This window comes from Nocardiopsis camelliae (assembly GCF_028993595.1).
Taxonomy (GTDB): domain Bacteria; phylum Actinomycetota; class Actinomycetes; order Streptosporangiales; family Streptosporangiaceae; genus Nocardiopsis; species Nocardiopsis dassonvillei.
The window spans coordinates 6,589,457-6,602,916 of the sequence record NZ_CP118614.1 but is presented as its reverse complement, the minus strand read 5'-3'; the positions used below and the strand labels follow the sequence as shown (position 1 = coordinate 6,602,916).

Sequence of the window (13,460 nt, the reverse complement as noted above, 5' to 3'; positions counted from 1 at the left end):
GGAGCGGGCGCTCCGCGCCCCGGCGCGGACGCCTCAGTTCCCGGTTCGGGCGCCCCGGTGCTGCGGCATCCGGAAGTAGATCATCGGGTTGTCGGTGCTGGTGCGCACCGGCTCACCCAGCCCCAGGTCCTCCCGCAGCTCCAGGAGGGCGGTGTAGGGCGCGGGGGCCTTCTTGCGGGAGGGGGTGAAGAAGTCCGTGCCGTTCTCGCGCAGCCACGACAGCACCACGGCGCCCTCGGTGAAGGGCAGGGCCCGCTTGCCGTGGAAGACGTCGTGGACGCTGACCGGCGTCCCCGGGGCCACGCGCGGGAACAGCGCCTCCAGGTACCACCTGGCGAACCGCCCGTTGTGCGCGGCGTCCACGAACAGGTAACCGATCCCCTCGGGGACCTGGGACATGTTCTCGCGGACGTCGCCCTTGTGGAACTCCCACCGCCCCAGGGACAGCTCGGAGGGCACGTTCGCCACCACGTTGTCCACGATGTCGAAGGAGTGCAGCGTCCCCCCGCCGTTGTCGCGCAGCGCGGACAGGATCCACGTGGTGGACCAGCCGTGGAAGGTCCCCAGCTCCATCACCGTGTCCGGCCGCGTCTCGCGCAGCAGCAGGTAGGTGATCTCCGCCTCCAGGTCGTCCAGCTGCGGCGTCATCCGTCCGCGCGTGCGCCGGAGGAACTCGCGCTGCGCGTCCCGCACCTTCGCCAGGGGGTCCCGGTACCTGCGGTACAGGTCCCCGATCAGCGCCAGGTCGATGTCTCCCATACCGTTCCCACTCCAGTGTCGCTCGATGGTCGCTCTCCGTGAACGCGGGCTTCAACTTACCCGCGACCCGGGGCCCCACACCGCTTCCCGACGCCCTTCCCGGCGCGATTCCCGGACATTCTCGCTCATCCTCCTCCCCAGGTAGGAGGCTCCGCCGCCCGGACGGCCCCGGCCGGTCCGCGGGAGGGGCGCGTATTTCCTCCTCCGGACCGAGGCGCCGTGCGCGGGGCCGACTTAGTGTCGGGAGCGTCGGCAGGGAAGAGGAGACCGCCGGGACCCGCCCGGCGCACGACGGGGAGGACCGATGGCCGCCACCGGCGGGACGGGCGCGACGGCCCGGACGGACGCGAGCACCGCCTCCGGCGTCCTGGACGCGGCCCTGGCCTGGCTCACCGACCACGCCGAGTGGTTCGGGCCGCGCTGGGACGACCACTTCCCGCCGCGCGACTTCGCCGGGTCCACCGTCATGGAGCTGCTCATGCTCTGCCGCCTCCTGCGCCGGACGGACCCGGCCCCGCCCGGAGCCGCGGAACTGGAGCGCGCCGCCGCTGACCTGGCCCGGGATGCGGTCGCCGCGACCACCACCGGCGGGGAGGGCGAGAACCCGCCCTACCGGCTGTGGACGGCGGCGCTGCTGGCCGACCTGGGCCGTCCGGCGGACGGGCCCCTCGCCGACGCCCGAGCCTCCGCCGGGCGGCGGCCCCCGCGGCTGCCCGGCGCGGGCGCCTCACCGGTCCTGGCCCTGGAACTGCGCCACATCCTCGACCTGGCCGGGCTCGCCGCCCCCGCGGACCTGCCCGGCGCCGCGCCGCTCTACGAGGCCTGCCTGGCCGAGCACGCGGGCGGCACCGGCGAGTACGACGCCTACGGGGTCACGCACGCCGTCCTGTACGCCACCGACTTCGGGGCCCGGCCGCTGCCGGGGGACGCCGCGCGCACGGGGCGTGTGCTCGACGGTCTGCTGCGCGCCTACCTGGACGAGGGACACCTGGACCTGGCCGCCGAACTGCTCCTGTGCGCGCGGATCGTCCGAGGAGGGCCCTTCGCGCTGGAACGGCGCGCCTGGGAGCGGCTGGCCGGGGCCCAGCGCCCCGACGGCTCCCTGCCCGGCCCGCCCTTCGACGCCGGGGTCCTGGCCGGGCGCACGGGGGAGCGGGCCACCGCCTACGTCTTCCGCACCTGCTACCACACGACCCTGGTCACCGCGATGGCCGCCGCACACGCCGGTGCGTCCGCGCGCCCGTGAGCGCGGGCCCCCGCGACGAGAGGAGCACGTCCATGGCCGACGCCCCGACACCGTCGGCGTGCCCTGTGAGCCTGCCCACCGCGCGTGAGCACGCCCTGGACCCGCCGCCCCGCTTCGCCGAACTGCGCGAGAGGTCGCCGATCACCCGGCTGGCCCTGCCCGACGGGACGGAGGGGTGGCTAGTGACCGACTACGAGCTGGCCTGCGACGTCCTGGTGGACCAGCGCTTCAGCGCGCGGCAGGACATCCGCGTCCCGCCGCCGGGGCAGGCTCCGGCGCCTCCGGCGGCGCCCGGCTTCTTCGTGCGGATGGACGCGCCCGAGCACACCCGCTACCGCAGACGCCTGGCCGGGCAGTTCACCCGGCGGCGGATGCTCCTGCTGGAGTCGCGCATCGGGGAGATCGCCGAGGAGCACGTGGAGCGCATGCTCTCGGCGGGCGCGCCCGCCGACCTGGTGGCCGACTACGCCCTGCCGCTGCCGTCACTGGTCATCTGCGAGTTGCTCGGCGTGCCCTACGGGGAGCGCGAGCGGTTCCAGTGCGACACGGCGGTCGCCTTCGACGTGGGACAGCCCCGGGAGCGGGTCTCGGCGGCGCTCGCCGACCTCAACGCCTTCCTGGCCGAGCTGGTGCGCCGCAAGCGCCGCGAACCGGGGGAGGACCTGCTCAGCGGGCTGCTGGACGCCCCGGACCTGACGGACGGGGAAGTCGCGGCGATGGCCTTCCTGCTGCTGGTCGCCGGGCACGAGACGACGGCGAGCATGCTCGCCCTGGGCGCGTTCGCCCTGCTCACCCACCCCGGGCCGTGGCGCGGGGCGCTCACCGGCACCGACCCGAAGCCGATGGCGCGGCTGGTGGACGAGCTGCTGCGCTACCTGACGATCATGCAGTTCGGGGCGATGCGGGTGGCCCGCGAGGATCTGGAGGTGCGCGGGGAGCGCGTCCGGGCGGGGGAGGCGGTCGTGGTCTCCCTGTCCGCCGCCAACCGAGACCCGCGGGCCTTCCCCGGACCCGACGTGCTCGACCCGGGGCGGGAGCGCCCCATGCACCTGGCCTTCGGCCTGGGCGCCCACCACTGCCTGGGCCACCAGTTGGCCCGGACGGAACTGCGGCTGGGGTACGGCACGCTGTTCCGGCGGATACCTGACCTGCGCCTGGCCGTCCCGCCGCACAGCGTTCGTATGCGCGACACCTCCGCCGTCTACGGGGTGCACTCCCTTCCGGTCGCCTGGGGCGGATGAGGGGCCGTCCTTTGGGGACGGGATTCCAGAAAGAGGGGAATTCCCCGTCCGATACCCACGGCGATATCCTATGGAAAAGGAAATGGTTACGGCTCGAAGCCTCCGGGAACAGTGCGGCCTGCCCGGGCGCGATTGCCCGCGGGGCAGGAAATGAGGATCCCGGCGCGATGCTCGGACCTCTGTACTCCGTGAACACGGGCCGTGACCGTTTTTTTCGGTTTTATTCTCCGCTGGCCACATGCGGCCAAGGGCGAAGGGTTTGTCCGTAAGGTATCGGGGATTTAAGGACGGCTGGCTTCTTTCCAATGGACAACTCCGGGTTCCCCCGCCCCCACGCCCCGGAGGTTTCGCACGAAAAGGGGACAGGTCAACTGATTACCCGCGTACTGATTATCGGTGACCAGGACGTAGTGAGGCTGGGATTGTGTACGGCCTTCGGAGCGACGGAAGACATCAAGGTGGTCGGAACGACCGGCGACCTGCGAGCGGCGGTGGCCAGGGCACGGCAGCTCCGTCCCGACGTGGCCGTCGTCGACATGGCGGCCCTGGGGGAGAGGGGGAACGAGGTGGTCCGCGAGCTCTCGGAGCTGGACGACCCCCGCGTTCGCGTCCTCGCCCTGGCCGTGCCCAACGACAGGGACAACCTCGTCAGCTGCCTGCGGGCCGGTGCCTGCGGCTACATCCTCACCGGAAGCGACATGTCCGTCATCACCGACGCCGTGCGCTCGCTCCGGGAGGGGCACACCGTGCTCGATCCGGCCGTGGTCGGCACGGTCGTGGAGGAGTTCGTGCGCTACGAGGCGGCGGTGTGCGTCGGGGCGGACGACCCGGACTCGTGCTGGAAGGAGCAGTTCACCGACCGCGAGAAGGACGTGGTCGCGCTGGTCGCCACCGGCGCCAGCAACGCCGAGATCGCCGGGGTCCTCGGACTGTCCGAGACGACCATCAAGTCACACGTGTCCAGCGTCCTGGCCAAACGGGGACTGCGCAACCGCGTCCAGCTGGTGGTCTGGGCCTTCCGGAGCGGACTCGTCCCCGTCCGGGGCGGGGACGCGGTGGTCTAGCGCGGTCGGCGTCCGCCGCCGGAGGCGGGAGGGTCGGCCGACCAGACGCGCGGTGCCGGTGGAGGGCCGCCGCGCGACCCCCTGACCCCGGGTGCCCCGTTCCTCAGGACTCCTCCGCGCCCCGGGCGGAGCGCGACTCCACCAGGACCCGGACGCCGTCCAGGACGCGTTCGAGACCGAACGCGAACTCGTGGTCGGACGAGTAGACCGTCCTGTGCTCCCTACCCACCGTGCTGCCCACCCGCGAGGCGAGCGGGTAGTCGCTGTCCCGCGTGAACGCGGCGAGCAGCGGGCCGTGGGTGCTCCACCACTGGCCGTCCGTCATCCCCGTGGCCCGTTCGGTCTCGCTGACCGCCGCGGCCTGGCTGGCGGCGCCCTCCGCGTAGCTGTTGACCAGGCTGACCGTGGAGTCCATCTCGACGTCGGACAGGCCCAGGCCGTCCACGGCGGACAGCTCGTACTCGTACTTGGCGATGAGGTGGGGGCCCAGGAGGCGGCCCCGAGGGGTCTGGAGCATCCAGGGGTGGCGCAGGAGCAGCCGCCAGTTCGCGTACGCCACCGCGCTCAGCCGTTCGCGCCAGTGCTCGGGGCGCTCGCCGTCCGCGTACATGTCGGCGTAGGCGGCGTCGAGCATGAGGTCGACCAGCTCGCCCTTGCCGGGCACGTAGGTGTACAGGGACATGGTCCCCACGCCCAGGCGTTCGGCGACCTTGCGCATGGACAGCGCGGCGAGCCCGTCGGTGTCGGCCATCTCCGAGGCCACGGCCACGATCCGGTCCACGCTCAGGTCCGGTTTGTTGCGGCGGCTGACGGGCTCCTGGGTCCGCCACAGCAGGGCGAGACTGCGCGCGGGATCGCCGCTCTTGGTGTACTGCGTGGGCATCGGCCGTCCTGCTCTCGGTCCGCTGTCCGGCCAGTCTAGGGCGTGTTCCACAGGCGCACGCCCCGCTGTACGGCGTCGCGGGGGAGCCGGGGCGTCGGGAGGTTCGAGGGGCGGACCGCGTCCGGCCGGGGGAGCGTCCCGGCCGGACGCGGCGGTCCGCGGGTCAGACCTGCGGATCGGGCCCGCGGGGGGAAGGTGTCCGCCGGGGGTGCCACCAGGATCGTCGTCCCGCGGTCAGTTCCGCGGGCGGAAGGCGCCCGCCGGGGGCGCCACCAGGATCGTCGTCCCGCGGTCAGGCCTGCGGGCGGAAGGCGTCCGCGTTCTCCGTAACCCACTCGGCGAAGGTGCGCGCGGGCCTGCCCGTGACCCGCTCGACGGTGTCCTGGACCCTGGTGCCGACCTCGGGCGGGTCGGTGGCCAGCTGGAGGCCGAAGGCCACGTACTCCTCGTCGTGACCCAGGGCGCGCAGCCGCTCGGCCTCCTCCTCCAGGGTGAGGCGGACCAGCCCGACCTCGCGGCCGATCCCGCGCGAGAGCACGGCCACCCGCTCCGCCGGGGTCAGCGCCTCGGGACCGGTGAGGGGGTAGGCGCGGCCGCCGTGGCCGTCCCCGGTGAGGGCGGTGACCGCCACGGAGGCGATGTCGGCCTCGTGGACCAGGGCGCTCGGCGTGGTGCGGGCCTCGCGGACCACTCCCTCCGCGCGCACGGAGTCGGCCCATTCCAGGGTGTTGGCCATGAACTCGACCGGCTGGAGCAGGGTCCAGGCCAGGTCGCTCGCGGCCAGGGCCTCCTCCACCGGTCCCGGATAGAAGTCGCACAGCACCGACACCCTGCGCACGCCCGCCTTCGCGGCGAGTTCGACCAGGCGCGGCGACGAGGTGAGGGGGCTGCAGTCGTCCCCGCCGAAGGTGATCAGGTGCAGCCCCGTGACCCCTTCGAGGTGCGGGGCGAGGCCGTCCGGGTCGGTGAGGTCGCCGCCGACGACCTGCGCGCCCTCGGGCAGGCGGGCCCGGCCGGGGGAGCGGGTCAGCGCGCGTACGGGGTGCCCGGCGTCAAGCAGCTGCCCGACGACGTGGCGGCCGACGTTGCCGGTGGCTCCGGCGACGAGGAAGGTCATGGTTCTCCATCCGTCCACTGGGGGATCCTGGTTTCCGTAAGCCGTACAGTACGGCGTACGGGAATGGTGTGCAAGAGGGAGCGCGGAGCCTGAAGGGGTGCGGGGCCCGAGGGTGCCTGGGGCCGGAGGGGCGCGGGGTCCACGTGCGGTCGCGCGCTTTCCTCCGAGTCCGGGCCGGACGCGGAGCCCGCACCGGACGGTTCCGGGGTCGAGGTGGGGACAGGGCGTGCGGAAGGCCTCCGGGTGATTCCAAGCCCGAGGTGGGATCAGGGCATACGGAGGGCGCCCCGGGCGGCGCCACATCCAGGCCGGGAGGAAGGCGTCCCGGGCGGCGGGCTCTCCCGCGTTCGGTCCGGGGCGCTGGGGCGGCGCCGGGTTTCAGGACCTACGGACGAAGACGCCCCGGGCGGCGGCCTCGGCGGTGACCAGGGCGGCCAGGTCCAGGTCGGCGGACGTGACGGGTTCGCGGCTGACGAAGAGGCGGTAGTAGACCGGCGCGATCGCCGAGCGCACCACCTCCTCGGCGTCGGTGCCCTCGGGTGCCTCGCCCCGGGCGACGGCTTCGGTCACCAGGACGGCGGCCCGCGCGTGGCGGTCGGCCATGAACACGCGCAGTGCCCCGGCCACGCGCGGGGAGGCGAAGGCGGCCGCGATGGAGGCCGCGGACATCGCGCCCTCGGGGGCCTCGGTGAAGCCGTGCAGCACGGTCGCGTTGAGGGCCCGCAGGTCGGTGCGCAGGGAGCCGGTGCGCTCGGGCTCCCAGTCGCGGGTGGTGGACCACTCCAGCGCCGCGGACAGGAGTCCGTCCACCCCTCCCCAACGGCGGTAGACGGTGGCCTTGTGCACGCCGGAGCGGGTGGCGACGCGTTCGGCGGTGAGTCCGGCGTAACCGTGTTCGCCCAGCTCGTCGAGGGTGGCCTGGAGTACGGCGGCGGTGTTGCGCGCGGTGCGTCCGCCGGGTCTGGCGGCGCCCGGGGTTCCCGTGTCAGAGGTCATAACGCAACTCTAGTTGCATTTGGAGTCCGCCCGTGTCATGCTCTCCTAACGCGACAGCAGTCGCGTCAAAAGCTCTCGAAGGAGGAGATCACGATGGGCCGATTCCGCCGCACCCAGGGTTCCCGGCAGTTCTCCACCACCATCGAGAGGTCCGCATGTCTTCTGCCTTCTCCGTCGTCTGCACGGGACTGTCCTTCGCCTGGCCCGACGGCACGCCCGTCCTGACCGGCCTGGACGCCGCCTTCGGTGCCGGGCGGACCGGGCTGGTCGGCCGCAACGGCAGCGGCAAGTCCACCCTGCTCCGCCTCGTCGCGGGGCGGCTGACCCCGGCGTCGGGCACGGTGTCCGTGGACGGCGACGTCGGTTACCTGGACCAGGGGCTCACCCTGGACACCGGCCGCACCGTCGCCGAACTGCTGGGCGTCGACCGGGCCCGCGCCGCGCTGCACGCCATCGAGGCGGGCGAGGCCACGGAGGCGAACTTCGCCGCCGTCGGCGAGGACTGGGACGTGGAGGAGCGCGCCCTGGCCCAGCTCGAACGGTTCGGCGTCGCCCTGGCGGGGGACGGCCCGCTGGACCGCGCCGTTGGCACCCTCTCCGGAGGGGAGGCCGTGCTGGTCGCGCTCGCGGGGCTGGCCCTGCGCCGCCCCGCCGTCACCCTGCTGGACGAGCCCACCAACAACCTGGACCGCCGTGCCCGGGAGCGGCTCCACGACGCGGTCGCCTCCTGGCAGGGGGTGCTCGTCGTGGTCAGCCACGACCGCGAACTCCTGGAACGCGTCGACCAGATCGCCGAACTCCGGGAAGGGAGGGTGCGGGTGTGGGGCGGCAACTACTCCGCCTACACCGAGCAGCTCGCCGCCGAGCAGGAGGCGGCCCGGCGCATGGTGCGCGTGGCCGAGGCCGACGTGCGCAGGGAGAAGCGCCAGCTCGCCGACGCCCAGGTCAAGCTGGCCAGGCGGGTTCGCTACGGCAAGAAGATGTACGACACCAAGCGCGAGCCCCGCGTGGTCATGAAGCAGCGCAAGCGCGACGCCCAGGTGGCGGCGGGCAAGCACCGCTTCATGCAGGAGGCCAAACTGGTCGGGGCCAGGGAGGAGCTGGGCCGGGCGGAGGACGCCGTCCGCGACGACGACGCCATCCGCATCGCCCTGCCCGGAACCGAGGTCCCGGCCGGGCACGGCGTCCTGGAGCTGGGCACCCCGGGTGGCGGGCGGCTGTACCTGCGCGGGCCCGAACGGGTGGCGCTGGTCGGGCCCAACGGGTCCGGCAAGACCACCCTGCTGCGGGCGGTGGTCGGCCGGGGACGCCACCCGCAGGCCGAGGTGGTGCACGCCGCCGACCGGATCGGCTACCTGCCGCAGCGGCTGGACGTGCTGGACGACGGCCTGAGCGTGCTCGACAACGTGCGCGCGGCGGCGCCCTCCGCCACGCCGCACCGGGTGCGGGCCGGTCTGGCCCGCTTCCTCATCCGCGGGGACCGGGTGGAGCAGAGGGCGGGCGACCTCTCCGGCGGCGAGCGGTTCCGGGTGGCGCTGGCCCGGCTGCTGCTGGCGGACGAGCCGCCCCGGCTGCTGGTGCTGGACGAGCCCACCAACAGCCTCGACCTGGACAGCCAGCGGCAGCTGGCCGAGGCCCTCGCGGACTACCGGGGCGCCCTGCTGGTGGCCAGCCACGACCACGCGTTCCTGCGCGAGGTCGGGGTAAGCCGCTGGTGGCGAACCGAGCGCGGGCACGCCCCGGTGGAGGCGTCCGGGGCCGACTGACCGGGGACGGCGGCGGGGCTCAGGAGGGCTTGGCCGGGCAGGCGACCAGGTGGTCGTCGACCACACCCACGGCCTGGAGGTAGGAGTAGACGATGGTGGTGCCCACGAAGGTGAAGCCGCGCTTCTTCAGGTCCTTGCTGACCCGGTCCGACAGCGGGGTGCTCACCGGGACCTCGGAGGGTTCGGTGAAGCGGTTGACCACGGGCGTTCCGTCCACCCAGCCCCACAGGTAGGCCGCGAAGGTGCCGTACTCCTCGCGCACGTCCCCGAAGGCCCGGGCGTTGCGGGGGAGCGAGGCCACCTTGAGCCGGTTGCGGATGATCCCGGCGTCCTGGAGGAGCCGGTCGGTGTCCTCCTGGCCGTACTGTGCGATCCGGTCCCGGTCGAAGCCCTCCAGGGCCCGCCGGTAGTTCTCCCGCTTGTTGAGCACGGTGGACCAGGACAGCCCGGCCTGCGCTCCCTCCAGGACGAGCATCTCGAACAGGTGCGCGTCGTCGCGGGAGGGCCTGCCCCACTCGTGGTCGTGGTAGGCCACCATCAGCTCGGAGGACCCCCGGGCCCAGGCACAGCGCTGGTCGGACATGGCAGCTCCTCGGGGCCGGCGGCGGTGGTCGCCTCCATGGTGCCGCAGGTCGGCGACACTCCGGGGGTGGCCTCCGGTCTGGGTGCGTTGTGCGGGTGTCTCGCTGGTCGCGGTCCTGGGCAATGGGGCGAGTCCGCCGGTCCTGTGTGTGAAACCATGGGTCGGTTCGGACCTGGCTCTGTGGGTGAAATGTCTGTTTCTCGGGAAGTTGGAAATTTGGCTGCTTGCCGCTGGTAAGTTTCCAGGCCAGTGAGTGCTCCCCGCGCACGCGGGGATGGTCCCATCGAAGCGAGGCTTCTGCCCTACTTCGAGGAGTGCTCCCCGCGCACGCGGGGATGGTCCCATGTCGTCGTAGTCGCTGAACTGCTCGTCCGTGTGCTCCCCGCGCACGCGGGGATGGTCCCTCCCCCGTGGCCTTGTCGACCACGCACCCGTCGTGCTCCCCGCGCACGCGGGGATGGTCCCGAGTACTGGGATGTGGTTCCGCCGGTGTCTCAGTGCTCCCCGCGCACGCGGGGATGGTCCCGCTCAGGCATGACAGCCTCTTCTTCTACTGCTGTGCTCCCCGCGCACGCGGGGATGGTCCCAGATCTGAACTAGCTTGGTCGCATGCCCCAACGTGCTCCCCGCGCACGCGGGGATGGTCCCGGAAGCGCCGTCACCGCCGCCAGCGGCACCAGGTGCTCCCCGCGCACGCGGGGATGGTCCCCACCTTGCTCGCATGGGCCAAGTCGTCCACCAGTGCTCCCCGCGCACGCGGGGATGGTCCCCCATGCAGGCATCCCCTCGTACCCTCTTCGGTGTGCTCCCCGCGCACGCGGGGATGGTCCCCCTGTCCACCCATGCTGTTCCTCCCGTTCCGGGTGCTCCCCGCGCACGCGGGGATGGTCCCCTCGTCGAAGCGCTCCGGCCGGGCGCTGGGGTGTGCTCCCCGCGCACGCGGGGATGGTCCCGCGTCCGGAACGGCATCGCCTCGGCGCTCGGCGTGCTCCCCGCGCACGCGGGGATGGTCCCGGTCGACAAACTCCTCGCAAGCCGCGACGAGCGTGCTCCCCGCGCACGCGGGGATGGTCCCCGTGACCGACCGCTCCGGTCGCCGGATTCTGGGTGCTCCCCGCGCACGCGGGGATGGTCCCGCCGAGGGCAACTGGGAGGGCTTTCTCCTCACGTGCTCCCCGCGCACGCGGGGATGGTCCCTTAGGGGCACTGACTTGGTAATACCGGTCATGGTGCTCCCCGCGCACGCGGGGATGGTCCCGGCGACTTCGGCAACGCGACCCTGGCTGCCGTGTGCTCCCCGCGCACGCGGGGATGGTCCCAGCCCTAAGCAAGTGGCCTCCGCCCTCGTGGGGTGCTCCCCGCGCACGCGGGGCGGGCTTGAGCCGGAAGGAGCGTTCTTGACCGACACGGACGCTCCGCGTCCGGGGATTCTCGAAAACTCCAACGGTGAGGAACCCGCTCATTAGGCTCACGAAAAATTAACCGCCACCTTTCAGAGTGAGAGGTACGGTTCGCGCTATGGCAACTAGGAAGTACCTGGTAACCCTTCCGGAGGAACTAGCCGAAGCCATCCGCGCCGAGGTGGGTCCCGGTGGGTTCAGCCGCTACGTTGCTCAGGCCGTCGAGCGTCAGCACGAGCGCGACCGGCTCCACGAGTACGTTGAATGGTGGGAGTCCGAATACGGTGCGATCACCGATGAGGAACTCGCCGAGGCCGAGGCTGAGCACTGTGAGATCGAGCGCCGCCATGCCGAACTGGTCCGGAAACGCGATCCTCTTCGGAAGGCTGGTGAAGGAGCCCGTCACCGTCTTCACCTCCGACAAGGACGACATGGACCAACTTTGCGGTGACCGCGTGGTGGTCTTCAAGCTGTGAGTCGGTGAGGGGCGCACAGCGTCGCTCCACTGTGGTCTCCACGGGCCTCCGTGTTCAAGGGCTCAGGTGGTGCCGTGCCAGGATCTCCACAGGGCCGCGTAGGCGCCTCCCGCGTCCACCAGTTCGTCGTGGGCGCCCAGTTCGGTGATCCGGCCGTCCTCCACCACCGCCACTCGGTCGGCGTCGTGCGCGGTGTGCAGTCGGTGCGCGATCGCGATCACCGTCCTGCCCTCCAGCACCGCCGCGAGGGAGCGCTCCGCCGCCCGGGCGGTGGTGGGGTCCAGCAGCGAGGTGGCCTCGTCGAGCACCACCGTGTGCGGGTCGGCCAGCACCACCCGGGCCAGGGCCAGCTGCTGTGCCGCCGCAGCGTCCAGCGCCGTGCCGCCCGCGCCCAGCGGGGTGTCCAGTCCCTCCGGCAGTTCCCGCAGCCAGTCCGCGTCCACCGCCTCCAACGCGGACAGCAGGTCGGCGTCGTCGTCCTCCTCCGAGGCCAGGGCCAGGTTCTCGCGCAGCGTCCCCGCGAACACGTGGTGCTCCTGGTTGACCAGGACGATGCGGCGGCGCAGCTCCTCCGGGTCCAGGTCGGCCACGGGCACCCCGCCCACCAGCACGCTCCCCGAGTCCGGCGCGTCCACCCCGGCCAGCAACCGCCCCAGCGTGGTCTTGCCCGCTCCCGAGGGGCCCACGACCGCCAGCCGCTCGCCGGGCCGCACCGTCAGGTCGATCCCGCGCAGGACGTCCGTACCCGCCGTGTAGGCGTAGCGGGCGCCGCGGACCTCGATCCGGTCATCGGCGGGTGTCGGGGCCGCGCCCACCGGAGCCGCCACCCGGCCCACGCCGCGCACCCGCGCGAACGACGCCCCGCACCGCTGCAACTGCTCCACCCAGTACATGATCCCGGTGGCGGGCTCCTCCATCTGGCGCATGTAGAGGCAGCAGGCCACCACCACCCCCAGGCTCACCCCGCCCTCCAGGTAGAGCAGGCCGCCGCCGAGCAGTACCACCACGGCGGGCAGGGAGAACGCGACGTCGGCGACGGGGAACAGCACCGATCTCAGACGCAGGGTGCGCCGCCGCGCCCCGTACAGCTCCAGCGTGTCGCGGTCGGTACGGGCCACCCGCCCCCGGCGCAGCCCCAGCGCCTCCACGGTGCGCCCGCCCTCGGCGGTGGCGGTCACACCCGCCAGCGCCGTCGAGGCGGCCGCCCCCTCCGCCAGGTAGGCGGCGCGCGACCGGCGCAGGTACCAGCGCAGCGCCCACCAGAGCGGGGGCACGACCACCAGGACCAGCACACCCATGGACGGGCTCAGCCAGAACACCGCGGCCAGCAGGAAGAGGATCTGGACCAGGGCGGGGAACACCTCGGGGACGGCTCCGCGCAGGGTCGTCGCGATCACCCCCATGTCGCCGGACGCCCGGTTGGTGAGGTCCCCGGTGCCCGCCCGCTCCACCACGCGGGCGGGCAGGGCCAGGGCCCGGTCCACGAACTCCTCGCGCAGCCGCGCCAGTGCCCGCTCCCCGAAGCGGTACGCGCCCAGCCGCGCGTACCGGGTCAGCACCAGCTGCGCCAGCGCGCAGGCCAGGACGGCGGCGGCCAACCCGTCGACCGCTGCGACGGTGGCCCGCCCGGCCTCCAGGAGGTCGATGATCCGGCCCAGCAGGTAGGGCCCGGCCAGCCCGGCCGCACTGGCCAGGCAGGTCAGCGCGAGCGTCGCGGACAGCCCCGCGCGGTCGGCCGACACCAGCCGCCAGGCGTCCCGGCGCGCCTGGGCGGGCTCCGCGACCGGCAGCCGTTCCTCCTCCCCGGTGCGTGCCCCGTGCCCGTCGCCGACGACCTGCCCGGTTCCCGTTCCCGCCTCGGCTCCCGCGCCTGCGACGGCCCCCGCCCCTTTTCCGGTCTCCCTTACTTCTCCGGCGTCCGTGCTCCTG

General features: G+C 73.1%; 12 protein-coding genes and 1 CRISPR repeat array. Of the genes, 5 read left to right on the top strand and 7 right to left on the bottom strand.

The window, feature by feature from the left end:
* Positions 1-33: 33 nt before the first annotated feature.
* Complete coding sequence (locus tag PV789_RS28805; RefSeq protein ID WP_274975437.1) at positions 34-759, bottom strand: class I SAM-dependent methyltransferase; 726 nt, start codon at positions 757-759, stop codon at positions 34-36.
* A gap of 304 nt (positions 760-1,063) precedes the next feature.
* Between PV789_RS28805 and PV789_RS28800 the strand changes: the two genes are divergently transcribed.
* The 3 genes from PV789_RS28800 (at position 1,064) to PV789_RS28790 (ending at position 4,310) form a co-directional block, all read left to right on the top strand.
* Positions 1,064-2,005, top strand: coding sequence for a DUF6895 family protein (locus PV789_RS28800; RefSeq protein ID WP_274975436.1), 942 nt, complete (start codon positions 1,064-1,066; stop codon positions 2,003-2,005).
* A gap of 32 nt (positions 2,006-2,037) precedes the next feature.
* Positions 2,038-3,246: a cytochrome P450 gene (locus PV789_RS28795; RefSeq protein ID WP_274975435.1), complete on the top strand. Its 1,209-nt coding sequence runs from the start codon at positions 2,038-2,040 to the stop codon at positions 3,244-3,246.
* Between the two features lie 371 nt (positions 3,247-3,617).
* Positions 3,618-4,310: a LuxR C-terminal-related transcriptional regulator gene (locus tag PV789_RS28790; RefSeq protein ID WP_368045846.1), complete on the top strand. Its 693-nt coding sequence runs from the start codon at positions 3,618-3,620 to the stop codon at positions 4,308-4,310.
* A gap of 103 nt (positions 4,311-4,413) precedes the next feature.
* On the opposite strand, the gene PV789_RS28785 is transcribed toward PV789_RS28790, so the two are convergent.
* The 3 genes from PV789_RS28785 to PV789_RS28775 all read right to left on the bottom strand — a co-directional run bounded on the left by PV789_RS28785 (position 4,414) and on the right by PV789_RS28775 (position 7,306).
* Positions 4,414-5,193 carry a TetR/AcrR family transcriptional regulator gene (locus tag PV789_RS28785; protein ID WP_248772745.1) on the bottom strand — a complete coding sequence of 260 codons (780 nt, stop codon included), beginning with the start codon at positions 5,191-5,193 and terminating at the stop codon, positions 4,414-4,416.
* A 292-nt stretch (positions 5,194-5,485) separates the two neighbouring features.
* Positions 5,486-6,310: an NAD(P)H-binding protein gene (locus tag PV789_RS28780; RefSeq protein ID WP_274975433.1), complete on the bottom strand. Its 825-nt coding sequence runs from the start codon at positions 6,308-6,310 to the stop codon at positions 5,486-5,488.
* 378 nt (positions 6,311-6,688) lie between these two features.
* Entirely contained in the window at positions 6,689-7,306 is a 618-nt protein-coding gene (locus tag PV789_RS28775; protein ID WP_274975432.1) for a TetR/AcrR family transcriptional regulator, read from the bottom strand.
* A gap of 155 nt (positions 7,307-7,461) precedes the next feature.
* Here PV789_RS28775 and PV789_RS28770 point away from each other — a divergent pair, with 155 nt between their 5' ends.
* On the top strand, positions 7,462-9,072 hold the full coding sequence (locus PV789_RS28770; RefSeq protein ID WP_274975431.1) for an ABC-F family ATP-binding cassette domain-containing protein: 1,611 nt from the start codon (positions 7,462-7,464) through the stop codon (positions 9,070-9,072).
* A gap of 19 nt (positions 9,073-9,091) precedes the next feature.
* Here PV789_RS28770 and PV789_RS28765 read toward each other — a convergent pair whose 3' ends face one another.
* Together PV789_RS28765 and PV789_RS28760 are read right to left on the bottom strand one after the other, a co-directional pair.
* Positions 9,092-9,655, bottom strand: coding sequence for a DNA-3-methyladenine glycosylase I (locus PV789_RS28765; protein WP_274975430.1), 564 nt, complete (start codon positions 9,653-9,655; stop codon positions 9,092-9,094).
* 253 nt (positions 9,656-9,908) lie between these two features.
* A CRISPR array of direct repeats spans positions 9,909-10,974; the repeat unit is 29 nt; unit sequence GTGCTCCCCGCGCACGCGGGGATGGTCCC.
* Positions 10,975-11,212: 238 nt separating this feature from the next.
* Positions 11,213-11,404 carry a hypothetical protein gene (locus PV789_RS28760; RefSeq protein WP_274975429.1) on the bottom strand — a complete coding sequence of 64 codons (192 nt, stop codon included), beginning with the start codon at positions 11,402-11,404 and terminating at the stop codon, positions 11,213-11,215.
* On the opposite strand from PV789_RS28760, the gene PV789_RS28755 reads away from it, so the two are divergent.
* The gene (locus tag PV789_RS28755; RefSeq protein WP_274975428.1) at positions 11,403-11,531 is read left to right on the top strand and encodes a hypothetical protein; all 129 of its coding nucleotides are present in this window, start codon (positions 11,403-11,405) and stop codon (positions 11,529-11,531) included. The two genes, PV789_RS28760 and PV789_RS28755, sit on opposite strands and share 2 nt — an antisense overlap.
* A 62-nt stretch (positions 11,532-11,593) precedes the next feature.
* Here PV789_RS28755 and PV789_RS28750 read toward each other — a convergent pair whose 3' ends face one another.
* Positions 11,594-13,321: an ABC transporter ATP-binding protein gene (locus PV789_RS28750; protein ID WP_274978282.1), complete on the bottom strand. Its 1,728-nt coding sequence runs from the start codon at positions 13,319-13,321 to the stop codon at positions 11,594-11,596.
* Positions 13,322-13,460: the final 139 nt, after the last annotated feature.